Source organism: Streptomyces sp. NPDC002386 (assembly GCF_053593175.1).
Genome location: NZ_JBSFBX010000007.1, coordinates 281,196 through 305,742, shown reverse-complemented (window position 1 = coordinate 305,742; position 24,547 = coordinate 281,196). Strand labels below are relative to the sequence as shown.

Genomic DNA, 24,547 nt, shown 5'->3' with positions numbered 1-24,547 from the left:
GCCGTGCGGGTGGGCGGACCTGACCAGTCCGCCTCCCGCCGGTGCGGCCCTCGCCGCCGCGGCGCATCACAACTCCACATCAAAACGGGGAAATACGGGGAATCTCTCTTGAGAGCAAGAAGACACCGACTCGCGCCGCTGGCCGCCGTGGTGGCCTGCGCCGCGCTGACCGGCACCCTCATACAGACCGCTCCCGCCGCCCTCGCGGCACCGCGGCCCGGCGCCGCACCGGACCGGTCCGGACCGACGCTGCCCGCCCGGGTCGCGCATCCCGACAGCCTGCTCGGCAAGGGGTGGAGGAGCAGCGAAGACCGGGCCGTGACCGCGGCCGCCGACACCGGCGGGCTGAAGATCCTGGTGGCCGACAGCAGCAGGGCCTACGAGTGGAGGACCGCCGCCGCCCTGTCCGAACCGGGCATGACGGCGGACTCCTGGATCGGCAACCAGTGCGTACTGGACCGCGACCACGTCGCCGCCGTCTACGCTCCGCGCCACTTCACGAACAAGCCCGACCTCATGCAGGGCGGCGCCTTCGCCGCCATCGTCAACACCTCCGACGGGCACGTGACGAAGCTGCCGTTCACGGTGTCCCTGGCCTACTTCGACCCGGCCTGCAACACCCGGACGCACACGGCCGCCTTCACCGCGTTCCGGGACATGAACGACCCCGCGAAGACACGGACCCGTGTGGTGACCGTCGACGCGGCGGGCAGGACACTCGACGAGGCGGCGCTCCGGGGCGAGGTCACCAGTGCCGTCCCGGTCGCGGACGGCGCGGTGGCCGCGCGCGGCCGCGACCTGGTGCACATCGACCGCTCCGGCAAGGTGAAGAGCCTCGCCACCGGGAACAGCGTCCCCTTCGACATCCGGCCGGCGAGGAACGGCCGGATCGGCTTCGTCGAGCGCGAGGACACGAAGAGGGCACGGGCGAAGGTGTGGTCCGGGCACGGCAAGCCGGCCCTGGTCGCCACCGGGAAGCTCGGCGACCTCGACCTGATGCCGGGTGCGGAGGGCCGGGTGTTCCTCACCGGCGACCCCGCGGCGGCCCCCAGGACGCAGGGCACCGGGATCACCCGGATCGACGCCCCCGCCGACACGGACATCTCCACCCTGGGACGTCTCGCCGTGGAACCGGTGCTCACCCCCGGTGTCCGCGCGGGCCTCGCGCACGTCAGGAACGCGGGCAAGGGATTCTCCAAGGCGGAGCCCCGCCCCCAGGGCGATCCCGCGCCGACCCCGGAGACCGTGGCGGCGGACCAGCCGGTGACGGTCACCAGCACGGCGACCGCCACCGGCCGGAAGGTGGAGCAGACGGTCGCTGACACGACCGCGCCGGGCGGCAAGAACCCCTCGCCCGCGCACCCCGGCACCCGTGGCGGGGCCAAGCGGTCCTCACTGTCCGGCGTCGCGGACCCGAACGCGCAGTTCGACCCGCGCGACACCGACCGCATCTGCGCCGTCTCCCGCAACGACGTCAACGCGCAGGCGCTGCAGCCGACCCCCAACCAGGTCGAGTGGGCGGTCGACATGGCCGTCCGCGGCCAACTGCGGGCCCAGTACCTGCGGCAGGGCGGCTACCGCAGCCAGGCCGGCCTCGGCAACATCGACCCGCAGGGCCTGTTCCCGGTGCCGAAGCTGGCGGGCGGTGACGGCAAGGGGCGCATCCCGGCGAACGTGCTGCTCGGCATCATGGCGCAGGAGTCCAACCTGTGGCAGGCCGAGAACGGCTCGATACCCGGCCAGATGGGCAACCCGCTGGCCGCGATGGACGGTTACTACGGCCGCAAGGCGGTCAAGGACGACCCGGACGCCTACTGGCAGATCCACTGGGACAAGTCCGACTGCGGTTACGGCGTCGGACAGGTCACCGACGGCATGCGCCTGGCCGGTCACGAGAAGACCGACGACAACGGGCACAAGGAGACCGCCCTGTCCCCGGCGCTGCAGAAGCTCGTCGCGACCGACTACGCCACGAACATCGCGGCCTCGATGTCGATCCTCGCCGACAAGTGGAACGAGGTCCACAAGAGCGGCCAGACGGTCACCGTCAACAACGACGACCCGGCCATGGTGGAGAACTGGTTCACCGCCGTGTGGAACTACAACCTCGGCTTCAACCCGCCCGCGGCCGCGGGCACGAACGCCGGCCATTGGGGTCTGGGCTGGTACAACAACCCGGCCAACCCGCTCTACAAGAAGAGCTGGGGGCACCCGTTCATGGACACCGACGTGGACGGCCCCGAGGCGAACAAGGACGCCGCGCATCCGCAGGACTGGCCGTACGAGGAGAAGGTGATGGGCTGGGCCGCCTGGTCCATCGACACCGGTTTCTCCTACGGCACCGACGGCCACCAGGACTGGCCGGGCGACTCCGGGTTCTCCTCGGCCGGCTTCCAGCCCGCGTGGTGGACCATGAAGGCCTACCGCAGCATGGTCTCCCCGCCGCTGGACGCCTTCTGCAACACCAAGAACGGCTGTGACGCGAACGTCCCGCCGAACTGCTCCAACGAGGACTGCTACAAGCAGTACTGGTGGAACCAGCCCAACGTCACCTGGAAGTCCGACTGCTCCATGAGCTGCGGACACGAGAACATCAAGTACCAGACGCTGATCTCGGAACCCGGACAGGGCCACCGGCTCAAGGACGGCACCCCGGTGTGCACCGGCGCACCGTCGGGGGCGAAGGTCGTGGCCTCGGTGGCGGACGGGACACCCACGTGGTCCGACTGCGGGCCGGTCAAGTCCGCGGGTTCCTTCGGCTTCCACTTCAACGCCGACAAGGACGGGCACTACGAGGGCAAGGAGGACCTCCACCAGGTCGGCGGCGGCTACGGCGGTCACTTCTGGTACGCCCACACGCGCGACGCCGGCCATCTCGGCGGCGACACCGGCCGGATGACCATCAACGGCACCTGGACCCTCGGGCAGAACATGACCTGGGCCCGCGTGCTGGTGCACCTGCCGGACACCGGCGCGCAGACGCGGCTCGCGGGCTACCACGTCCTGAACAGCGACAGCAAGAGCCCGGAGCGGTCCGTGCAGCAGCGCGCCGGGCGCTGGGTGAGCCTGGGCGCCTTCCACTTCACGGGTCGGCCGGCGGTGACGCTGTCGAGCTCCACCCAGGACGGCACGGCCGACGAGGACATCGCCTGGGGCGCGGTCGCGTTCCAGCCGCTGGCTGGCAAGCCGAAGAACTCGGTCGTCGCGATGGGTGACTCGTACTCCTCCGGCGAGGGTGCCTCCGAGGGCGACCGGGACTACTACGCGGAGACCAACTACCGCAGCAAGCTGGACGACAACGCCCGTGACGCCTGCCACCGCTCCACCCAGGCGTGGTCGCGCCAGGCGAAACTGCCCGGGGCGTCGAAGTCCATCGGCGAGCTGGACGACTCGCTGGACGCGAGCATGGACTACCACCTGATCGCGTGCTCCGGTGCCCGCACCTACAACGTGCTGACCAGGGAGAAGCAGAGCGACGGCGGGTATCGGAACGGTGTCGTGCAGACCAACAGCCGTGAGCTGCCGCAGATCGACAAGGGCTACCTGGACCAGAACACCACCCTTGTCACCATCTCCATCGGCGGCAACGACTCCCGCTTCTCCGACATCTTCCAGAAGTGCCTGATGTCCTTCGGCGGCGGCAACTGCAAGGACAAGAAGTTCGAGGAAGGGGACATGGACGGCGACGTCCACGGGCGCGACGGGGGATTCGTCGGGCAGACCCTGGAGACGGCCGTGCCGGGTGTCATCAACCAGGTCGTCCGCCCGGACATCCTGAAGACGCTGGAGCAGATCCACGCGAGGGCGCAGAACGCGAAGATCGTCCTCATGGGCTACCCGCCGCTGCTCTCCGACAAGGGCTCCTGCCTGAAGATCGGCACGCTCGGTCTGTCCTCGGAGTCCGCGGACTGGCTCAACGCCACCGCCGCCACACTGGCGGCGGCGATGCAGGGCGCGGCCGACGACGCGAAGACGAAGGGGATCGAGGTCCGGTTCTCCAACCCGGCGAACGACTTCGCGGGCACGGGCGTGTGCGGTGACCCGGAGCAGGTCCACGGCATCGTCAAGACGCTCGTGAAGTCCGACAACCCGAGCAACGACTGGCCCTGGCTCAGGGACTACGGCCTGTCCGCCCAGTCGTTCCACCCGAAGATCGGGGGCGCGCGTCTCTACGCGAACTCCCTCGAGCGCACCATGAAGGGCATGGGCCTGTGACGATCACCCGTGATCGCTCCGATCACGGGTGACCACTCCGGGGCAGCCCTCACGGGGGCTGCCCCGGATCCGATCACGAAGGGACACCGGCGATGAGAGGGAAGACCGCTCTGCTGCTCGCGCTGCTGCTGTGCGCGGGCACGGCCACCGGCTGCGCTCACGACAATCGGGCCGTGAGCCCGGAGGAGGCCCGGAAACTGGCCGGCGGCAGCCAGGCGGTCGCGGCCCGGCAGAAAGTGGAGAAGCGGCTGCGGAACGTGGTGCGGGAGTACGCCGACCGCACCCCGCTCCGCCTGGGCATGGTCACGGTGTGGGACGACTGCCGGACGGGGAAGCGCGAGCAGCCGTTCTTCCAGGACGGCAGCGACACGTACAGAATCAAGTGCGGGATGACCGTCACCGCGTACTTCGGTGCCGACCCCCGGCACATGGCCGATGTCGTCGACGGGATCCTCACCGCCGGCGAGAGCGGTTCGGACATACCGTTCACGCACGACGAGGCCGGCGGCAAGCTGCTCGCCTACTACCGGCACGGCGGCCCGAATCCCAACGGCCCCAAGGAGGCGGACCCCAGCGAGGTGTTCGCCTGGGGGGACACGCTGACCTGGGACCCGGTGCGCGACCACGACCCCGGGCGCCGGGTCCGCGAGCCGTACGCCGCGAAGAACGACCCACCGGTGCGGCGGTTCGTGCGGGAGCCGCGGTCCGCGACGGTCGCCGGTGTCCGCGAGCGGTACGGCATGGTGTTCCGGCTCGAGTTGATGTCCGGCGACTACTACACGGTGTTCAAGAGCGGCCGGACGCGGGCTGGATGACCCGCTCCCGCCACGGGATCCAGGCCGCCGCCAGGGTGACGGTCAGGGCAGATGCCGCGATCGTCGCCATGCCCAGAGTCAGGCCGGCCGCGCCCGCCACGAAGCCGATCAGCGCCGGGCCGGCCAGCAGGCCCGTCGTTCCCATCGCGGCGACCAGGGACAACGCGTCCGGGCCGCGTTCGGCGGCGGCCACGTACACGCAGGGGGTCACCGCGGCCGCGCCCAGGCCCACGCAGGCGAAGCCCAGCAGGGTGGGCAGCACGCCGCCGGCCGCCAGGGCGAGGGCCAGGCCGAGACCGGCCACGGCGCTGCCGGTGCGCACCACGCGGGCGTCTCCCCAGCGGTCGCGCCAGCGGTCCGCGCGTACCCGGGCCAGCAGCATCATGGCCGAGACGACGGCGATACCCAGCGGTGCCACGGTGGAAGAGGCCCTGACGACGTCCTTCAGGTAGAGCGTGGACCAGTCGTTCATCGCGCCCTCGGTGATGGTGCCGAAGGCCATGGCGCAGCCCATGAGCAGGGTCTTACCGGCGGGCCTGGCCAGGCGTGACCGCTTCCTGTCGGGGGTCCCGGGGCCGGGGTCCGGGTGCGGCAGCAGCCCCCGGCGCGCGGTGGCGAGCAGTAGGAGCAGGAGCGCCGCCGCCACCGCGAAGTGGGCCGGGACGGACGGGGTGAGGGCGGTGACGCCGGAGGCGAGGAGCGCGGCGGCGAGCAGGCCGGCGCTGAACGTGGCGTGCAGCTGGGACATGGCGGTGCGGCCGTGGGCCGCCTCCAGTGCCGCGCCCTGGGCGTTCATCGCGACGTTCAGGCAGCCCACGGCGACACCGTCGGCGCAGACGACCAGCAGGGCCAGCGGGTAGTCCGGCACCACCGACAGGGCCGCCAGCAGCGCGGTGAGGCAGAGGGCGGAGGCGAGGGACAGGCGCCGGGAGCCGACCTTGCGCATCAGGTGGGCGACCAGCGGGAAGGAGGCCGCCGCGCCCGCGCCGCAGGCCATCAGCAGCAGACCCACCTCGCCGGCGCCCAGGTCCAGCCGTGCCTTGAGCGCGGGAAGCCGGGCGGCCCAGGTGGCGTACTGCAGGCCGAGGAAGCAGAACAGCGCGGCGATGGACCACTTGGCGCGGCGGAAGCCGGCGTCCCGCATCAGCCGGCCCTCCGGTGTCCGGAGGTCACCCGCGCGGACATGTACACCGCGTCGCCGCCGTAGCCGGCGGGCAGCCGGGCCCCGGGGTGCGGCCGGTAGCCGTTGGCCCGCCAGAAGGGCTCCTTGCCGGCGACCGCGATCAGCGACATCGTGCGGTAGCCGCGCGCGCCCGCCGCGTGGGTCAGGTGGCGCACCAGGCGGCTGCCCAGTCCCCTGCGCCGCAGGGGCGCGCCGATCACGAGGTCGTGCAGATGGAGGTTGGGCGACCGGTGGGCGACGCGCTCCGGCCGGGTCAGGTCCGGGTAGCGGAACATCGGGTAGGGCAGGGCCAGTACGTACCCCGCGAGGCGGCCGTCGAGGTCCAGCACGAAGCAGGTGCCCGCCGAGGCGCGGGAACGCAGTCCCGCCTCGCCCTCGGTGAGCGGGGTGTCCGCGTACGCCCCGGCCTCCAGGGCCGCGACCTGGGGCCAGTCGGCCTCGGTGATGCCGCGTATCAGGTCTGTCATGTCAGTGTTGTCCTTCCGGACCGCGCGTGCAGACGCACGGCAGCGGGCGGATGCCGTTGAAGCCCCGGGTGGTGTAACTGGTGGCGTAGGCGCCGGCGGAGAGGATCCAGACCGGGTCGCCGGAGGCGGCCGCGCGCGGGACGCGGGCCGGGTGCCGGCCGCCGCCGTACGCGTCGTCGCTGTCGCAGGTGGGGCCCGCCACGACGGCGGGTACGCGCTCCCCGTCCGGGTGGGTGGGGAACAGCAGCCGGTGGCTCACCTGGTCCATCTCGTACAGGCCGTTGAACCGGCCCACGCTGAGGTAGAGCCAGCGGGCGTGGCCGCCGTCCGGCAGGGTCCGCCCGGTCAGGCGGTAGACGTGCGCGCGGATGGCTCCGTGGTCGGCGACGAGGTGCCGCCCGGGTTCCATGACGAGGCCCAGGGGGCCGGCGGTGAGACCGCTCAGGCGCTCCATGCCCTCGCGGATCACGGTGAGGATCTTGTCCAGGGGCGGGTCGAGGGGGTCGCCGTGCCGGTCGAGGTAGCCGAGCGCGGGCAGGCCGCCGCCGAGGTTGACGTGGTCCGGTGCGATGCCGAGCCCGTCCAGCGTCACGAGCACCTCGGCGAGCAGGTCCACGGCCCGCTGCCAGGCCTCGCCGGTCATCTGCTGCGAGCCGACGTGCACGGAGAGGCCGGCCGGGGTGAGTCCGGACGCGCGGGCGGTGGTGAGGATGCGCACGGCGTCCTCCGCGGAGCAGCCGAACTTGCGGTTCAGCCCCCACAGGGCGCCGTCGCCGCTGGTGGCGAGGCGGCAGAACACCCGGGCGCCGGGGGCGTGTTCGGCGATCGCCAGGACGTCCTGGAGGCTGTCGGTGGCGAAGGCGCGGACGCCGAGCCGGTGGGCCTCGGCGATGTCCGCGTCGGACTTCACGGTGTTGCCGTAGTGCACGCGGCCGGCGGGGACCGAGGTGCGCAGGGCCTGCCGGATCTCGGCGGGGCTCGCGGCGTCGAAGCCGGCGCCCCGGTCCGCCAGGCACCGGAGCACCTCGTCGACGGGGCAGGCCTTCAGGGCGAAGCGGACCTGGACGCCCGGCAGTTCGGCGCGCAGCCGGTCGAGCTGGCCCTCGATGCCGACGAGGTCGTAGACGATGCGGTCCGCCGGGGCGTCGGCCAGTGCGGCGGTCAGCCGCGGGCCGGGTTTCACGGTGCCCCGCTTCCGGGTGCGGTGTCGCGGGCCGCGTCCACCAGCGCGGGCCAGGCCTCGGTGAGCAGGGCGAAGTCGTCGATGTCCCGGCGGGCCCGGTCCAGCAGTTCCGCGCGCCGGTGGGAGAGCCCTTCGGCGAACTGCTCGTAACGGCCGCCGAGTTTGCGGTAGGCGGTGTCGATCCGGTCCAGGCGCCACACGTTCTCGGCCCGGTCCAGGGCGGTGCTCTCGCGCAGGAACCCCACGACCGGTTCGGCGCGTACGCGCTGCCGTTCGTCGAGGAGCGCGGCGCCCGCCGCGGCCATGCGGTCGTAGACGTGGTGGAAGTACAGCATCGAGAGCAGGAACTTCACGAAGCGGGTCTGGTAGGCGGTGAAGCCGGCGTCCGTGCGGCGTTCGGGGGTGTGGAAGTTCTCGATGTGCCGGTTGTGCAGGACGCCGGGGAGCGTGGCGTCGTGGACGAGGTGGGTGAGGAAGTAGTCGCTGCCGATGGTGTCGGTGGCCGGGGGCAGCGGGATCCGCTCGTACACGTCGTGGTGGAGGGCGATGTTGCACATGTCCACCCGCATCGGGTCCACGAGGGTCAGCGTGGAGTGGTCGCGGGTGAAGGGGGTGGTGCCCGCTCCGGTGAAGGACTCCTCCACCAGCCGGCGCCTGTCCTCCGGGTCGCAGCCGGCGGGCGCCCACAGGCCGACGACGTCGTGGTAGACCCCCTCGTCGAGGAGCCGTATCCCGCCCACGTCGACGGAGAGTTCACCGATGAAGGAGGCTCCGGCCAGGGACACCGGGCGGCCGGTGTGGGCCGGGTCGAGGTCGGTGACGGTGACGTGGGCCGAGGCGTCGGCGGCCCGCAGACCCAGAGCGGGCAGTTCGTGGTGGACGGGGAAGACCTTCGCCCCGTCCCTGACCTGGTAGGTGCTGTCGGAGTCCCTGCGGTGCACCGACCGGCAGCCGAGGGCGGCGGCCAGCAGGAAGGCGCGGTCGGTGCAGGAGCCGTAGGAGACTCCGGCGGGGAGCAGGAGGCCGAGCAGGCGGCCGGGCCCGGGCAGGCCGGCGCGCCGGATCGCGCGGCGCAGGAAGTCGGCCTGCGCCTCCTCCCCCAGGTGGTGCACGGTGACCCCGGCCGTCGGCGGGAGCTGCGCGACCACGCGGGCGTGCTCGGCGCGGGTGCGGTCGTCGCAGGAGTCGAGGATCAGCAGTTGGACGTCGGCGCCGAAGTTCCGTGCCGCGTAGGCCGCTTCCTCGTGGACGGCGCGGACGGTGGCGGGGCAGGCCCGGTTGGTGGGCAGGCAGAGGCAGACGCGGTTCACTGTGCCCCTTCCGTGCCGGACCAGGAGTCCAGGCCGAGCACCTTGCGCCCGAGCGCGTCGAGTTCGGCGGGCCCGTAGCGCAGGGCCTCCGGCCTGCGGGCGTCGCCGAGCAGGGTCGCGTTCCAGTCGGGGGTGCGACGCGTGCGCCAGGACTCGACGCGGGACCGGCGCAGCTCCGTGTGCTCCTCCAGGGCGGGCATCATCGACAGGTACTGGACGGCCCGCAGGCCCTGGTCGGAGTTGTTGGGTGCCACTCCGTGCGCCAGCAGCCCGTTGAAGATGAGCAGGTCGCCGGCCTGGAGGTCGGGGCGGACGACGGGGAACTCGGCGCGGTCGACGGCCGGGCGGACCGGGTCGCGGCCGGCGGGCTGGGCGACGCGCCACTCCTCGAAGCGGCGGAACAGCTCGGGTGAGCACTGGAAGCCGCCGAGTTCCGGGCGGGTGTCGGTGAGCGCGATGATGCCCTGGACCCGCTGCGGCAGTACGGCGAGGGTGGTGTCGACGTCCCAGTGCAGCTCGATGTCGAAGCCCTCGTCGGTCGCTTCGATCAGGGAGCGGGAACGGGTGCCGGTGTTGGGCGGGTTGAGGTTGAGCCGGTCGAGGGTGACCCACAGCTCCTCGCAGTCCCAGACGTCCACGAAGGCGTCGTGGACGCGGCGGGTCTGCCGGCTGTCCCAGATGAGCTGGTGGTGGTAGGCCTCGACGAAGCCGTAGATGAACAGGTGCCGGTCGAGTTCGGAGCGGAACTCCGGTTCCTCGTACCAGGTTTCGGGGCGGTCGGGGTCGAGGCCCTGGAAGTCGAGGGCGAGGTCGAGCAGGCCCTTGGCCTCGCCGGGGGTGATGGCCTCCCGGACGACGACGTAGCCGTAGGTCTGCCAGAAGGCGAAGTCGTCCTCGGACAGCACCCTCAGGGGCTGGGACTTCTCGAGGTCGCGCAGCGGGGTCGGGGCGAGGTAGGTCTCGCCGTCCGCGCTGAAGTAGGGGCGGCCGGAGGCCGCTCGGTGGAGGTAGGGGGTGGTGGGCTGGTGCATGCCGTCACTCCGTGGTGATCGAACAGAAGCGCCCTCCCAAGCTGGACTAGACCAATTGAGGGTGTCAACGACTACCGGTCGGTACCCCCGGCAAAGTGCCGCCCAACTGCCGCTGGAATGCCGCCCGTCCGGCACGGAAAAGGCCGGGACCGGACCCCGGTGGGGGCCTGGTCCCGGCCTCGGTGACGGCTCGGGCGCGGCTGCTCAGCCCGCGACGACGGCCTCCGCCGCCGCCACACCGCAGACGCGGGCGGCGCCGTGGGTGGCGATGTGCGCGGCGCCGCGCGGCGGGGCCTGCGGGACGCCCATCTCGACCACGACGGTGTCCGGGCGGGCGGCGAGCAGGGCGTCCAGGGCGGAGCCCATCCAGCCGTGCCGGTGCTCGTCGCGGACCACGGCGACGACCCGCCGGCCGGCCGCCGCCGCGAGCGCCTCGCGGCCCGCCTCGGGCCCGGTGAACGAACCGGCCGCGCTGCCCGGGAGCAGCCGCGTCAGCTCGGCGGCCACACCCCACGGCGTCTCGTCGCCGACGGCGATGTTCGGCGCCGGGTCGAACCGGGCCACGAACACCGGCTGCGTGACCGGCGCGGCGGCGGCGCCGCGGGTCACGGTCAGCGCGCGGCGGGCCGCGACCAGGCCGATCTCCGGTTCCGGCCCGACGGTCCCGGCGCCCTCGCGGGCCGCGGCCGTCCAGCTCGCCAGTTCCCGCACCCGCGAGGCGGCGTCGGCCAGCCGCTCCTCCGGCAGTTCGCCGGAGCGCACGGCGGCCACCAGCGCGTCGCGCAGGTTCAGCACGGTGGCCTCGTCGCACAGGCCGCCGCCGACGCAGATCGCGTCCGCGCCCGCCGCGATGGCGAGCACCACACCGTGCTCCAGGCCGTACGTCCCGGAGATGGCGCGCATCTCCATGCCGTCCGTGACGATCAGGCCCTGGTAGCCGAGTTCGCCGCGCAGCAGGTCGGTGAGGACGCGGCGGGAGAGGGTGCCGGGGCGGTCCGGGTCGAGGGCCGGGACGAGGATGTGCGCGCTCATCACGGCCCGGCTGTCGGCCGCGATCGCCGCCCGGAACGGGGGCAGTTCACGCGCGTACAGCGTCTCGGCGTCCACGTCGATGCGCGGCACCGCGTGGTGGGAGTCGACGTTGGTGTCGCCGTGCCCGGGGAAGTGCTTGGTGCAGGCGGCGACGCCGGTGGACTGCAGGCCGTCGACCCAGGCGGCGGTGTGCCGGGCCACCAGTGCCGTGTCCGCGCCGAAGGCACGCACGCCGATGACGGGGTTGTCGGGGTCGGCGTTGACGTCGGCGGACGGCGCCCAGTCGAAGTTGACGCCGCAGGCGGCCAGGCGCCGGCCCAGCTCGCGCGCCACGCCCCGGGTGAGGCCGGGGTCGTCGACGGCGCCGAGCGCGTGGTTGCCGGGGAAGGACGAGCCGGTGCGCACGTCCAGGCGGGTGACGTCCCCGCTCTCCTCGTCGATGGCCACCAGCAGGTCGTCCCGCTCCGCGCGCAGCTGCGCGGTCAGCGCGGTGACCTGCTTCTCGGTGACGACGTTGCGGCCGAACAGGGCGACGGAGGCGAGGCCCTCGCCGAGCCTGCGGCGCACCCAGTCCGGGGCGGTGGTGCCGTCGAACCCCGGCTGCAGCACCGCGAGCGCGTCCCGGGTGAGGGTGTCGGGCCCAGTGGTGAGTGTTGTCATCGGGGGCGTCATCCCTTCACGGCGCCGTCGGTGAGACCGCTGACAGCCTTGCGTTGCAGGAAGATGAACAGGATCAGGATGGGCAGCGCGAACAGGGACGAGGCTGCCATCGTGGCCCCCCAGTCGTCACCGAAGGCGGTCTGGAACTGGGACAGCCACAGCGGCAGGGTCTGCTTCTCGATGTCCTTGTTGAGGATCAGGACCAGCGGGAACTCGTTCCATGCGGTGATGAAGCCGAACAGCGAGGTGGCCATCAGGCCGGGGGCGAGCAGCGGGAAGATCACCCGGACGAATGCCTGGGTGCGGGTGCAGCCGTCGACCATCGCGGACTCCTCCAGCTCCTTCGGCACCGCGGCGACGTAGCCGCGCAGCGTCAGGATGGTCAGCGGCAGCACCATGATCGCGTAGAAGACGGTGAGCGGGACCAGGCTGTCGAGCATGTCGTTGTCGCGGACCAGCATGTAGATGGCGATGACCATGACCTCCCAGGGCGCCATCTGCGCCAGCATGAAGGTCACGATGAAGCCGCGCCGGCCCCTGAACCGCATCCGGGCGAGCGCGAAGGCGGCGAACAGGGCGATCACGAGCGACAGCAGCACCGCGCTGACCGTCACGGTGACGGAGTTGAGGACCAGGGTCCAGAAGTGGTCGGCCCGCACGGCCTTGGAGAAGTGGCCCGCGGTGATGTCCGTCGGGAACCACACCGGGTTCTCGGAGATGATGTCGCCGGTCGGCTTGAAGGCCGTGGCGAACATCCAGTAGACGGGGAACACGAAGCCGGCGAAGAGGACGACGGCGGTCGCGTTGGGCCAGATGCGGCCGAAGACCGAGCGCTTCACAGCTCGTCCTCCTCTTGCTTGAGCACCATGCGCAGGTAGTACGAGGTGATGACGAGCAGCACCAGGATGGTCAGGAAGGAGATCGCCGCGCCGACTCCGAAGTGCTGGTTGCCGACGCCCTCGACGAAGGCGTAGATCGGCAGGGTCTCGGTGAGGTGGTCGGGGCCGCCCTCGTTGATCGCGAAGATCTGCGGGAAGGCCTTGAACACCCAGATGACCTCGAGGAACGTGGTGGCGTAGAGGAACGGCCGGAGGAACGGGAAGGTCACCGAGGTGAAGCTCTTCCACGCGCCGGCGCCGTCCAGGGACGCGGCCTCGTACAGCTCCCTGGGGATCGTGGTGGTGGCCGCGTACAGGTTGATCGCCACGAACGGGATCGACTGCCAGACGATCAGCAGCGTGATCACGGAGAAGGTGGAGAACTGGGAGCCGAACCAGTTGTAGTCGGCCATGGAGTGCCAGCCGAGCTTGTCCAGCACCCAGTTGACGACACCGAAGCGCTGGGCGAACAGCCACTGGTAGACGGTGGTGGCCGCGATGACGGGCATGGCCCAGGCGAGCACCAGGCCCAGCAGGAGCAGCAGCCGCATCCTCTTGCCGAGCCGGGCCAGCAGCAGCCCGGCCAGGGTGCCGAACAGCATGATCAGCACGACGTTGACCGCCGTGAAGACCACCGACCGTTCGACGACGTGCCAGAAGTCCGAACCGGACAGGACCTCCTGGTAGTTGTCGCCGCCGTTCCACTCGGTGAGGTGCTGGATGAGCTGCCGCGGGTTGAGGTTCTGGAACGACAGCATGCCGTTCTTCACCAGCGGCCAGCCGAGCAGGACCAGTGTGGCCAGCAGCGCCGGCAGCAGGAGCAGATAGGGAGCCGCGGCACCGCGGCGGGCGGACGGGCCTGAGCCGCCGTCCTCACCCGTCGGCGGCGCCGGCACCCGGGCCTTGTGGACAGCGGGCTCCCCGGCCGTGTCCGTGCCTTCGGTCTGCACTGACATGAGTTGCCATCTCTTCCGTGACCGTACGGGCTGTGGGCTGTACGGGCGTTACGGGCGGTACGGACGACTGAGCCGGGGGCGTCCGCCGACGCCCCCGGCGCGGGTCGTCAGTTCTGCTGGGCCAGGCGCTTGTTGATCTCGCCCTCGACCTGCTTGGCGGCGTCCGCCGGGGACTTACCGTTCAGCACCGCGGTCATGTAGGACTTGATCGGGTTGGGGGTGTTCTCCACCGCGGCCCACTCGGGGATCAGCGGGGTGGTGCCGCCGGCCGCGGCACCGGGAGCGGCGGCCTCGGCGGCGCCGTTGCCCTTGAGGTTGCTCTCCAGCGACTCCTTGTTCGGGATGACGCCGTTGAGCTTGGCGAGCTGGCCCTCGTACTGGTCGGACAGGGCGATCTTCAGGAACTCCTCGGCCAGGGCCTGCTTCTTGCTGCCCTGCGCGACGGCGAGGTTGGAGCCGCCGAGGAAGACGCCCTCGGGCTTGTCGGCGCTCTCGCCCGGGATGGTGAAGTAGCCGAGGTCCTTCTCGATGGCCTTGTTGGCCTGGACCGCCGTGCCGGCCTCCCAGCCCATGCCGATGAAGGCGCCGGTCTTGCCCTTGGCGAAGATCGTGGCCTGCTGCGGGGTGGCCTCGTCCTTGTCCTTGGGGGCCTTGGAGTAGGCGGCGTACTTCTTGTAGAGCTCCATGGCCGCGGAGACCTTGGGGTCGCCGAGGTTGGAGACGTACTTGTCGCCCTGCTTCTTCACCAGGTCGGCGCCCTGGCCGATGGTCAGGCCGTCGAAGAAGTACCAGTTCTGGCCGGGCAGGTAGAGCGGCTCGGCGTCGGTCTTCTTGCCGATGGTGTCCAGGTCCTTGAAGAACTCGTCCCGGGTCTTCGGGGTGTCCTTGATGCCGGCCTTGGCCCAGATCTTCTTGTTGTAGATGACGACGCGGTTGGCGAAGTACCACGGAGCGGCGTACTGCTTGCCGTCGAAGACGGAGGACTGCGAGACCGACGGGGTCCAGTCCGAGCCGATCTCCTGCTTCAGGTCGCTCAGTTCGGCGAGACCGCCGGTGGCGGCGTAGGCCGGGGTCTGGGTGTTGCCGACCTCGATGACGTCCGGCGGGTTGGACTCGGAGAGGGCGGTGGTGATCTTCTGCTGGATCCCGTCCCACTTCTGGATCTCGAACTTCAGCTTGGCGCCGGTCTTCTTCTCGAAGGCGGCCTGCACGTCCTTCGACCACTGCGGCGGCGCCGAGCCGTCCATCGTCCAGACCGTCAGGGTCTGGCCCTTGAAGCTGTCCGGTCCCGCGTTCTTGCCCGTGTCCTTGTCGTCGTCGCCGCCACACGCCGAGACGGAGACCATCATGCCCGCGATCACGATCGCGGCAGCAAGCTTGCGCTTCACGCCACCCTCCTCAGGGATGCCACTAATCCCCCCACGCCCTCGGCGGTGACCTGCGTACGACGCTGTTGCACGTAGGGCTCGGGACCTGGTCACTAATGGTGTAGACCAGTACGGTGGAGCTTGGCCTAGACCTTTTTGAGTGTCAAGGGCGGTTCGGAAAGGCGTTCCGGCCGTTACGAGAAAGTCACCGGAGCGCACCCGTCCCCTTCCGGCCCGGTGCATCCGCTGGACTAGACCTCTCGCGCCAGTTGGACTAGACCATAGGGCAGTTGGTCGCTATAACGGGAGCCCCCACACCCACAGCCGGGAAGGCAGGCATGGCCACCGACGTCAGCAGCGCCCAGCACCCCAGGGGGGCGCCCGGCCGCACCGCGCGCGTGCCGAAGTACTACCGGATCAAGCAGCAGGTGCTGGAGATGACGCAGGCGCTCGAGCCCGGCTCGGCGATGCCCGCGGAGCGCCTGCTCGCCGTCCGGCTCGGCACCTCGCGCACCACCGTCCGGCAGGCGCTGCAGGAACTGGTCGGAGAGGGCCGGCTCGACCGCATCCAGGGCAAGGGCACCTTCGTCGCCCAGCCCAAGCTGTACCGGACCCTGCAGCTCACCTCGCACACCGAGGACATGCACGCCCAGGGTCTGGAGCCGGCCTCGCAGGTGCTGGACATCGGCGAGGTGCCCGCGGACGCCCGGCTGTCCGCGCTCCTCGGCATCGACGCCGGCGAGCGCGTGCTGCGCATCGAACGGCTGCGGCTGGCCAGCGGCGACCCGATGGCGATCGAGACGACCCACCTGTCCGTACGGCGCTTCCCCGGGCTGCGGCGCTCACTGACCACCTACCCCTCGCTCTACACGGCCCTCGCCGAGGTGTACGGCGTGCATCTGGCGGAGGCCGACGAGACCATCGAGACCTCCCTGTCGACACCCCGCGAGGCCCATCTCCTCGCCACCGACGTGGGACTGCCGATGCTGCTGCTGTCCCGGCACTCACGGGACGCCGGGGGCACTCCGGTGGAATGGGTGCGCTCGGTGTACCGGGGCTCGCGCTACAAGTTCGTCGCCGCGCTGCGCCGGCCGCCGACCGGGCCGTCCGTGGTGTCCGTCCGGGAGAACGGGTGACGTTCCCGTGCCCCTCCGGGGCCGGGCCGCACCCCGCGGGGCACGGGCCGAGCCTCGCCGTGGCCCTGGTGCGGGCACGGGAGGCGGCCTGTCTCACCCAGGACGAACTGGCGGTGCGGTCCGGCCTGAGCGTGCGGGCCATACGGAATCTGGAGACCGGGCACACCGCCCGGCCGCGCAGGCAGTCGCTGGTACTGCTGTCCGAGGCGCTCGGACTGGCCCCCGCCGAGGCGCGGCGGCTGTTACGGCTGCCCGGGGGCGGCGACGGGCCGGCCGGTGCCGTCGCTCCGCCCGGGACCGCCGTGCCGGCCGAACTGCCCCCGGCGCCCCGGCACCGCCTCGCCGGACGGGAGGCGCTCGCCGACGCGCTGGCCGCCCGCCTCCCCGGCCGGGACGGACCTGCCGTGGTCGTCGGGCCGCCGGGTTCCGGGAAGACCGCCCTGGTGCTGCGCACCGCGCACGCGGCGCGCGAGCGGTTCCCCGACGGCCAGGTCTACGTCGACCTGCATCCCACCTCGTGCATCCCTTTTACCTCCGACCAGTTGGTCCACCGCGTCCTGCGGTCCCTGGGCCGCGGTGCCGGTGCCCGCGGTCCCGAGGAGGCACGGGCCCGGCTGCGGGACGCGCTCAGCCGGCGGCGGGTGCTGGTGGTGCTCGACAACGTGGTCACCGAGGCACAGGTGCGTCCGCTGCTCGTGGACGGCGGTCGCAGCGCCGTGCTGGTCGCCGCGCGCCGCGAACTGCCCGCCCTGCCGGGGCGGCCGGGTCACCGGATCGGCACGCTGCGCGGGCCGGAGGCCTGCCGGGTGCTGGAGGACCTGGCGGGTGCGGCCCGGATCCGGGCCGACCGGCCGGCCGCGCTGGACGTCGTGCGGCACTGCGGGGGGCTGCCGCTCGCCCTGCACCTGGCCGGGCTGTGGCTCTCGGCCCGCCCCCGCCGGCCGGCGCGCGAGCTGGCCGACCGGCTGGCGGACGAGCGGGACCGGCTGGCCACGCTGTCCGTCGGTGACCTGTCCCTGCGGGCGAGCGTGGCGGCCTACCACCGGCCCCTGCCGCCCCCGCTGAAAGCCTCCCTGCACCAACTGCGCGACGTGAGCGACGACTTCGGCGTCGAGGAGATGCTGGAGCGGGTGACCCCGTCCCGGCGCGACGCCGTGGACCTGCTGGAGGAACTCCTGCACCGGCAGATGATCCGGGCCGGCGAGCCGGACCGGGCCGGCCGGGTCCGCTACCGGCTGCACGAGGCGGTACGCCTGTACGTGGCGCACGGTCCGTGAGACGCCGGCCGCGCCGCGCCTAGGGGGCGTCTCCCCCTAGTCCAGGAACGCCGTCTCTATCCAGCGGCGTACCGCCCGCGGGCGCATCCGGTGCAGGCCGCCGACCGTGTCGGCGACCTCGTGCGAGCCGCCGACCGACAGGAACTTCTCCCGCACCAGTCCGGCGTGGTCCGCGCGGGTCTCCGGACCGGCGGCGCCGACCGGGATCAGCCGGGTGCGGGAGACCGTACGGCCGTCCGTCAGCCGGACGGTGACCCGGGCGCCGGTGGCCTTGGTGGACCGGGAGAAGTCCCGGTCGTCGGCCTGCGACGCCCCGATCAGGTCGACCAGTTCGTCCCCGCCGAAACCGCGCAGCCAGGGCACCGCCGACTCCCCCGCCTCCCGCACCGCCTCGCCGAACGGCGCGTCGGACAGGAACAGTTCACGGGTCATCTGGGTGTCGTGCTCCAGCCGGATCCGCTTGGCGAGCGCCCAGCGGTCGGGGTCGTCCACGGCGGGCGGGGAGAAGTCGTCCACCGAGAACTCGCCGGTGAGCAGGGTGGTGGCCACCGGGTAGGGCACGTCCAGCACCAGCGCGCCCAGCGGGGAGCCGGGACCGGTGACGTAGCGGGCGGCCCGCTCCCCCGCGAACAGCGTGTACAGCGAGGCCTCGACGACCACCTCGGCCACGTCCCGGGGCCTGAGCGCGCCGAGTTCCCGGTGGATCTCGGCGGCGCAGTCCACCGCCGCGTCGATGCCGGGGCCGCCGGGGTGCATCTTGAAGGAGAGGGTGTCGGTGTGCCAGCGGCGGCCCAGCCCCTTGGCCAGCGCCTGCGGTAGCGGCACGGTGGCGAACCGGGCCAGGAAGCCGTCGCTGTGCTCCATGATGTCCGGCGCCCCGCGCAGCCCCGCGTACGCCGCGTCGCAGGCGTCCATCGCGGTGCGCACCGGGGTGAAGGTGTTGAACAGACGGGCGTCACTGGCCAGGAAGGCGCGCATCAGCGGCCAGTTCGGCATGGCGAAGGCCAGTCCGAAGGCGTTCTCGAAGAGGCTCGCGGAGGCCCGGTCGCTGTGCAGCCGCCCCGCCACCGCGCCGGCGAGATGGGTGTGGACGGCGCTCTGGCCGCGCAGCGGGCCGAGGGTCGCGGAGGCGGTGATGCGGGCCGCGCACTCGTTGGCCGCGACCACCGCGGTGAGCAGCGAGAGACCGTCGAGCCCGCGGGCGTAGGCGAAGGCGAGGGGCACCGCGACCGTGGAGTTCGACAGGTGCCCGGCGTAGGCGGTGTCGTCGAGGTTGAGCCAGGAGCCGAGCGCGGCGAACACGCCGGCGGCCTGCCGGGGGTCGCGCTGCATGGGGTGCCCGAAGGCGGCCACCAGTTTTCTGCCGAGGGGGTGCTGGAGACCCGCCCGGATGGAGGCGATCTGCGACAGCACCTGGCTCGCGGCGAGCTTCAGCACCCGGCACGGGATGTGCTGCGGGCGCAAGGACGCGGCCCAGTGCGACAGTTCCCGCAAGGGGGTGTCGGCCGGTGCCCGGCCGGAGGCGGCCCGGGGCAGGGTGTCTGCCTGCTCGGCCCAGTCGGCGCACAGGGCCTGGGCCACGCTCTCCCCGAGGACAGCGGTCATGAGGCGGCTACCTTCCTTGCCGTACGTGCGTCGGCGGTGTGCGCACGAACGCGGGAGCACCGGCGGTCCCGGTGCTCCCGCGCTGGGTGCGTGATCAGGCGGCCGGGACCTTGTCCAGGAAGCCGTAGACACCCTGGATCCTGCCCTGGTCGTTGGTGACGAGGACGTCGAAGCCGATGGCGATCGGCTCGGCGCCCGGCTCGGTCACCAGGCCCCACTGGAAGCGGGCCTGGTTGTGGTGGGCGTCGACGGTGCCGTGCAGCTCGAAGGTGAGGCCCTTGAACTGGTCGCGGGCACCGGCCACCACGGCCCCGAAGCCCTCGTGACCCTCGACCGCGGCGAGCGGGTCGATGTACGGAGCGTCGGCGGTGAACAGCTCGGCGATGGCCGCGGCGCGCTTGTCGGCGTCCGCCTCGTTCCAGATGTCGAGGTAGCGGGAGACGGTGGTGGTCAGGTCGCTCATGCGGGCGTTCTCCTCTGTTTCTTGCCTACTTGTGATTCCGGCAGGTGGCTTGGTACTGGCTTCAGGGGGTGGTCGGCGCCCAGACCGGGAGGGCTCCGGGGAGCACCTCGAAGGTGGCCGAGTCGCCGATGCCCTGCTGGTACTCGCCGTCGTGCTCCAGCGGCAGCCGGCGGCCGTCGGTGCGTTCGACGGTGATCCGGCGGCCGCGCGCGTACACGGTCGCCGGGTGGTCCATGTGCGCCGCCTCCAGCGTCAGTCCGGGCACGTCGGCCGCGGGCACCTCGCCGCCGATGACACAGACGTCGAGCAGTCCGTCGTCGAGCAGCGAGTCGGGCAGGACCTTGAACCGGCCGCCGCGGTAGGGGCCGCCGCCGACGTTGGCGAGGACCGTGGGGCCCTCGTGCACCACCCGGCCGTCGACGGTGACGCGGCCCGGGTAGGGCGCGTAGCCGGCGGCCGTGTCGGCGAAGGCGCGGGCGTAGCGCTCGCGCCCGGTCAGCGGCAGCTCCCGGGCGGTGATCAGCGCGTCGGCGATCACGCCCGAGCAGGCGCCCAGGTAGACGTAGTTGCGGGTCTCGGCCAGGCGGGCCAGGTCGAGCCGGCGCAGGCGGGCGCTGCCGCCGATGCCGGAGTCGGTCAGGACCGCCTTCAGCGACTCGGTCCAGGGGCGGTCGCCCCACAGCATCTTGTAGCCGGAGTTCCCGGTGCCGCCGGGCACGACGGCCAGGGTCGCCCGGCCGGTCGCGGGGACGAGTCCCTGGACGACCTCGCGGACCGTGCCGTCGCCGCCGATGGCGACGACCAGGTCGGGTGCGCCGTCCTTGCGCTCCAGCGCCCGGCGCACCGCGCCGGTCGCGTCACCCGGCGCGCTGGTCAGGTGGACCTCGGCGCGGTCCAGGCAGGACTCGCACAGCTCCGCGACCTGGCGGACCAGTTCGGGGCTGTGACTGCCGGAGGCCGGGTTTGCCACGATCAGGGCCCGGGTCGGCCCCGGGGCTGCGGTGTCTGCCATGACGAGCGTTCTCCTCACGTCGGACGCACCGGCGCACCGGCACGGCAACGATGGGGGGTGTCCCCGCCGCGGGCGGACGCGGGCCACGGATGCGGCCCCGGCCCGAGCGAGGAGGAGCGTGCGACAGGGACGACTCTGCCAAGGGCCGCTGACCCGCCTCTGACACGCGCCTGACGCCGCAAAGCGGGTCGCCCGGAATGATCAGTAACGTGTCAGTGTGGCCGGTTCGAATGGGCTGGGTGCCCCGGCGGTCCGAGGACCGCCGGGGCACCGATCCGTGCACATTCCACCGACCGGAGTGAGGCCTCATGACCGCACAGCCGTACGTTCCGCTGCCCATGGACCGCTGCACCTCGGAACTCCGCCGGGAGGCGGCCCGCTTCGCGGACGCCGCCCGGGACCTCCCGCTGACGAAGCCGGTTCCCTCCTGTCCAGGATGGACACTGGGCGACCTGGTGCGGCACTTACGCCAGGGCCACGCATGGGCGACGACCATCCTGGCCACCCGGAGCACCGAGTTCCTCCTGCCGGGCGGTGACCCGGCGGACGCCGCCGACGACGACACGAGCTGGACCGAGCGGGTGGCCGGGCTCGGGTCACGGGAGGCCGCGGAGGACGGCCGGCTGCTGGATCCCTCGCTGCGGGCGCGGTTCGTCACCGAGGGCGCCCGGCGGCTGGCCGAGGCGATCGAGGGGATCGGCCCCGAGGTGCCCGTCTGGGCGCCGCACGGCAAGCAGAACAAGGAGTTCTGGCCGCGCTGGGCGATGTACGAGACGACCGTGCACCGCGCCGACGTCGACCTGCTGCGCGGGCGTCCGTTCGACCTGGCCACGGATGTCGCGCTGGACTGCGTGGACTTCTGCGTGGCCGCCTTCGGCGTGCCCGAGGCCAGGCCGTTCCACTCCCCCCTGTTCGCCGAGGTGCCGCGCGGCGGCGAGACGCTGAGCTTCCGGTCGTCCCGGGGCGCCGCGGGCCGGGTCTCGAACTGGCTGGTCACCTGCGCTCCGGACGGTGTGCGGGTCGACCGGGACGCCCCGGACGGCACCCCCGCCGACGCCACCGTGGTCGCCTCGCCCGCGGACCTGCTGCTCGTGGTCAAGGGGCGGCTGCGGCCGGAGGGCCCGCGCGTGACGGTGTCGGGCGACCGCGAGCTGCTGCGCTTCTGGCTGGAGCACGCCGTCTCCTGACCGCCCGGCAGACGCAGAGGGCGAGCACGCGGTGGCGTGCTCGCCCTCTCTCGTGGCCCGGGCGGGGCCCCGCCGCGCTCAGGGGGCGGGGGCCGGCTTGGGACGGGGGATGAGCTGGACCAGCGCGGCCACGGCGAGCGCGAGCGGCGCCAGCAGATAGACGCTGGCCTTGAAGGCGTCGGCGTAGGCTCCGGGTCCGGTGCCCTGTCCGAGGACGTGGTAGAAGACCACGCCGACCGCGGCCACCCCCACCGCGCCGCCGACCTGCGCGGCCGTGGAGAGCACGCCCGAGGCGGCTCCGGCGTAGCGCGGGTCGGTGCCGGCGAGGGCGATGGAGGCCAGCGGGGCCATCACCATCGCCATGCCCGAGCCGGCCACCAGCAGTCCGGGCACCAGCCAGGCCACGGCGCCGTCGGTGCCGATGTGGTCGACCGCCTCCCACAGTCCGCCGAGCCCGGCCAGCAACACCAGCGCGCCGACCGCGAGGACCTGGCGGCCGAGCAGCGCGGCCACCTTGCGGGCCAGCAGCGAGGTGGCCAGGAACCCCACGCCGAGCGGCAGGAAGACCAGGCCCGACTCCAGGGCCGTCAGCCCCACCCCGGCCTGCAGGTACAGGGCGAGGACCAGGAAGAAGGACGCCATGCCGGAGTAGTACACGACACCGGTGACGACGCCGACCGTGAACGGCCGCTTGTGGAACAGCACGGGGTTGACCAGCGGGCTGCCGCCGGCGTTCGCCAGGCGCCGCTGGTACACGGCGAACAGCAGGAGCAGCACCGGCGACGCGGCCAGGCACAGCCACGTCCACAGCGGCCAGCCCTGCTGCTGGCCCTCGGCGAGCGGCAGGACCACCGCGACCAGGCCGGCCGAGACCAGCACCATGCCGAGCGGGTCGAGGCGGGCCCGGCCCTCGGCGCGGGACTCGGGGATGAGCCGCGGTCCGAGCAGCAGCGCGGCGATCCCGACCGGCACGTTGACCAGGAAGCAGGTCCGCCAGCCGAGGCCGGCGATGTCGGCGTGGATCAGCAGACCGCCGATGAGCTGGCCGAAGACGCCCGCGAGGCCCATGGTCAGACCGAACGCGTTGAAGGCCTTGACCCGTGCCTGGCCCTCGTAGGTGACGCCGATGATGGCGAGCACCTGCGGGCCCATCAGCGCGGAGGCGAGGCCCTGCGCGATCCGGGCCACGACGAGCTGGCCCGCGGTCGGCGCCATGCCCGCCCAGGCGGAGGAGAGGGTGAACAGCGCGACGCCGAGCAGGAACATCCGCCGCCGGCCGTACAGGTCGCCGAGCCGCCCGCCGGTGATGAGGCCGGCGGCGTAGGCGAGGGCGTATCCGGCGACCACGAACTCCACGGCGGAGGCGCTCGCGTGGAGGTCGCGCTGGGTCTCGGGGATGGCGACGTTCACGATGAACACGTCGAGCGTGATCACGAACGTACCGACCAGGATGAGCGGCAGCGTCGCCCAGTGCGGGCCGGCCGGTGCCCGCTCCCGGGTCTCGGCGCCGGCTGTCCGCGCTTGCTGCAGGGACATGGTTGACGGTTCCTTTCTTGTCCTGCGTGCGCCCGGCCGGCCAGGCGGACCGGAACCGGCGGGCACGCGCGGCTACTGCCAGTCGGGGACGTCGAGGATCTCGACCACGGCGGCGGAGAAGCTGAAACCGGCTCCCGCCGCCACCATGAGGACCAGGTCGCCCGGGCCCACGGCCCGCTGCACGACCAGGTGTTCGAGGCCGAGGAACTGGTCGCCGGCGCCGATGTGGCCCACCCGGCGGCCCAGGTCCCAGGTGCTCTGCTTCTCGGTGAAGCCCAGCACGTCGTAGTTCTCGGGGTACTCGCCGCGGTGTATCAGCGGGGTCACCACGCGGGATATGTCCTCGGTGGTGACTCCCGCGTCGGCCAGCGCGCCGGCCGTCGTGTTCTTCAGCCCGGCCTCGATGCGCTCCCAGGAGCCCTCGGCCTCCGCGGTGACGGCGTGCTGGCGGCCGCGTGCGCGCAGCGGCACGGGCATCTCCCGGCCCGGTATGGTGCCGAACGGCTCCAGGCCCCGGTTCCAGCGCTCCAGCGAGTTGTCGGCGCCCACGCGGGCGGAGACGACCCGGGCGAAGCCGCCGCTGCCGGACAGCAGCAGCGCGCTGCCGCCGTCGGCGAAGATCAGGTTGAGCTGCACGTTCCAGCGGTCCACCCAGGGTGGCGCGAAGTTGTCGCCGCTGGTCAGCAGCACGGCCTCGGTGAAGCCGGCGGCGATCTGCCCGGCGGCCAGGGTCAGCGAGGCGAGCCCGGCGTTGCAGCGCTGCTGCAGGTCGAAGCCGGCCGCCGCGCGGCCCACGGTCTCGTTGGCGACGTACGACGCCGTCGGCCACATGTCGTGGCCCTGGTAGCCGCACGTGGAGTGCAGGACCAGGCCGACCTCGTGGCCGTCGGTCCCGGCCCGCTCGAGTGCCAGCCGCCCCGCGCGCACCGCCATGTCGGGCCCGGAGACGCCCTCGGCCACCGTGATGGACTCGTAGCCGAGGTTCCGGTGCTCCTCGTCGACGAGGCCCGCGGCGACGGCGTCGCCCAGCGGGCGGGCCTGCGGGAGCCAGGAGGCGGCGGAGGCGATGTACAGCTCTGTGTCCAGCTTCATGTCTTCTCGATCCTTCGCTCAGGGGTGGGGGGGGTGGCATGCCCTGCCCGGCCTGCGCGCGGACGGCGGCGGTCTCCCGTGTGCGTCGGACGGCCACCGTCCCGCAGCCCGCTGACACGGCGCTGACGCGCCGGCCGGACGG

At 72.5% G+C, this 24,547-nt stretch carries 19 protein-coding genes; 5 read left to right on the top strand and 14 right to left on the bottom strand.

The window, feature by feature from the left end; genetic code table 11:
• Positions 1-108: 108 nt before the first annotated feature.
• Positions 109-4,215 (top strand): SGNH/GDSL hydrolase family protein, encoded by a 4,107-nt coding sequence (locus ACWCPN_RS16940; RefSeq protein WP_451206523.1) that lies wholly within the window; start codon positions 109-111, stop codon positions 4,213-4,215.
• Between the two features lie 92 nt (positions 4,216-4,307).
• On the top strand, positions 4,308-5,030 hold the full coding sequence (locus ACWCPN_RS16935; RefSeq protein WP_451206521.1) for a hypothetical protein: 723 nt from the start codon (positions 4,308-4,310) through the stop codon (positions 5,028-5,030).
• On the opposite strand, the gene ACWCPN_RS16930 is transcribed toward ACWCPN_RS16935, so the two are convergent.
• The 9 genes from ACWCPN_RS16930 to ACWCPN_RS16890 all read right to left on the bottom strand — a co-directional run bounded on the left by ACWCPN_RS16930 (position 5,002) and on the right by ACWCPN_RS16890 (position 15,118).
• Positions 5,002-6,174 (bottom strand): MFS transporter, encoded by a 1,173-nt coding sequence (locus tag ACWCPN_RS16930; RefSeq protein WP_451206518.1) that lies wholly within the window; start codon positions 6,172-6,174, stop codon positions 5,002-5,004. The two genes, ACWCPN_RS16935 and ACWCPN_RS16930, sit on opposite strands and share 29 nt — an antisense overlap.
• Positions 6,174-6,680 carry a GNAT family N-acetyltransferase gene (locus ACWCPN_RS16925; protein ID WP_392293360.1) on the bottom strand — a complete coding sequence of 169 codons (507 nt, stop codon included), beginning with the start codon at positions 6,678-6,680 and terminating at the stop codon, positions 6,174-6,176. The genes ACWCPN_RS16930 and ACWCPN_RS16925 overlap by 1 nt, the downstream gene beginning before the upstream one ends.
• Before the next feature lies 1 nt (position 6,681).
• On the bottom strand, positions 6,682-7,863 hold the full coding sequence (locus ACWCPN_RS16920; protein WP_451206515.1) for a type III PLP-dependent enzyme: 1,182 nt from the start codon (positions 7,861-7,863) through the stop codon (positions 6,682-6,684).
• Complete coding sequence (locus ACWCPN_RS16915; RefSeq protein ID WP_451206513.1) at positions 7,860-9,173, bottom strand: DUF6271 family protein; 1,314 nt, start codon at positions 9,171-9,173, stop codon at positions 7,860-7,862. Before ACWCPN_RS16915 ends, ACWCPN_RS16920 begins: the two co-directional genes overlap by 4 nt.
• Positions 9,170-10,204, bottom strand: a complete 1,035-nt coding sequence (locus ACWCPN_RS16910) for a phytanoyl-CoA dioxygenase family protein (protein WP_451206510.1) — start codon at positions 10,202-10,204, stop codon at positions 9,170-9,172. The genes ACWCPN_RS16915 and ACWCPN_RS16910 overlap by 4 nt, the downstream gene beginning before the upstream one ends.
• Before the next feature lie 204 nt (positions 10,205-10,408).
• Positions 10,409-11,896: a glycoside hydrolase family 3 protein gene (locus tag ACWCPN_RS16905; RefSeq protein ID WP_451206507.1), complete on the bottom strand. Its 1,488-nt coding sequence runs from the start codon at positions 11,894-11,896 to the stop codon at positions 10,409-10,411.
• Between the two features lie 8 nt (positions 11,897-11,904).
• Positions 11,905-12,735: a carbohydrate ABC transporter permease gene (locus ACWCPN_RS16900; protein ID WP_199212418.1), complete on the bottom strand. Its 831-nt coding sequence runs from the start codon at positions 12,733-12,735 to the stop codon at positions 11,905-11,907.
• Positions 12,732-13,730 carry a carbohydrate ABC transporter permease gene (locus ACWCPN_RS16895; RefSeq protein ID WP_451206503.1) on the bottom strand — a complete coding sequence of 333 codons (999 nt, stop codon included), beginning with the start codon at positions 13,728-13,730 and terminating at the stop codon, positions 12,732-12,734. The genes ACWCPN_RS16900 and ACWCPN_RS16895 overlap by 4 nt, the downstream gene beginning before the upstream one ends.
• Before the next feature lie 107 nt (positions 13,731-13,837).
• Entirely contained in the window at positions 13,838-15,118 is a 1,281-nt protein-coding gene (locus ACWCPN_RS16890) for an extracellular solute-binding protein (protein ID WP_365127750.1), read from the bottom strand.
• A 317-nt stretch (positions 15,119-15,435) separates the two neighbouring features.
• Between ACWCPN_RS16890 and ACWCPN_RS16885 the strand changes: the two genes are divergently transcribed.
• Both ACWCPN_RS16885 and ACWCPN_RS16880 read left to right on the top strand, forming a co-directional pair.
• Positions 15,436-16,233, top strand: coding sequence for a GntR family transcriptional regulator (locus tag ACWCPN_RS16885; protein WP_451206499.1), 798 nt, complete (start codon positions 15,436-15,438; stop codon positions 16,231-16,233).
• Positions 16,230-17,510: an NB-ARC domain-containing protein gene (locus tag ACWCPN_RS16880; protein WP_451206496.1), complete on the top strand. Its 1,281-nt coding sequence runs from the start codon at positions 16,230-16,232 to the stop codon at positions 17,508-17,510. The genes ACWCPN_RS16885 and ACWCPN_RS16880 overlap by 4 nt, the downstream gene beginning before the upstream one ends.
• Before the next feature lie 36 nt (positions 17,511-17,546).
• On the opposite strand, the gene ACWCPN_RS16875 is transcribed toward ACWCPN_RS16880, so the two are convergent.
• The 3 genes from ACWCPN_RS16875 to ACWCPN_RS16865 all read right to left on the bottom strand — a co-directional run bounded on the left by ACWCPN_RS16875 (position 17,547) and on the right by ACWCPN_RS16865 (position 20,590).
• Complete coding sequence (locus tag ACWCPN_RS16875; RefSeq protein WP_451206493.1) at positions 17,547-19,115, bottom strand: MmgE/PrpD family protein; 1,569 nt, start codon at positions 19,113-19,115, stop codon at positions 17,547-17,549.
• A gap of 94 nt (positions 19,116-19,209) precedes the next feature.
• Positions 19,210-19,578, bottom strand: coding sequence for a nuclear transport factor 2 family protein (locus tag ACWCPN_RS16870; RefSeq protein ID WP_199212408.1), 369 nt, complete (start codon positions 19,576-19,578; stop codon positions 19,210-19,212).
• A 61-nt stretch (positions 19,579-19,639) separates the two neighbouring features.
• Complete coding sequence (locus tag ACWCPN_RS16865; protein WP_451206490.1) at positions 19,640-20,590, bottom strand: diacylglycerol/lipid kinase family protein; 951 nt, start codon at positions 20,588-20,590, stop codon at positions 19,640-19,642.
• Positions 20,591-20,898: 308 nt separating this feature from the next.
• On the opposite strand from ACWCPN_RS16865, the gene ACWCPN_RS16860 reads away from it, so the two are divergent.
• A complete protein-coding gene (locus tag ACWCPN_RS16860; RefSeq protein WP_451206488.1) occupies positions 20,899-21,777 on the top strand; it encodes a maleylpyruvate isomerase N-terminal domain-containing protein in 879 nt (292 codons plus the stop codon).
• Positions 21,778-21,855: 78 nt separating this feature from the next.
• Here ACWCPN_RS16860 and ACWCPN_RS16855 read toward each other — a convergent pair whose 3' ends face one another.
• Both ACWCPN_RS16855 and ACWCPN_RS16850 read right to left on the bottom strand, forming a co-directional pair.
• Positions 21,856-23,313 (bottom strand): MFS transporter, encoded by a 1,458-nt coding sequence (locus ACWCPN_RS16855; protein ID WP_451206485.1) that lies wholly within the window; start codon positions 23,311-23,313, stop codon positions 21,856-21,858.
• Between the two features lie 72 nt (positions 23,314-23,385).
• On the bottom strand, positions 23,386-24,405 hold the full coding sequence (locus ACWCPN_RS16850; protein WP_451206482.1) for a ketoacyl-ACP synthase III family protein: 1,020 nt from the start codon (positions 24,403-24,405) through the stop codon (positions 23,386-23,388).
• Between the last annotated feature and the right edge of the window lie 142 nt (positions 24,406-24,547).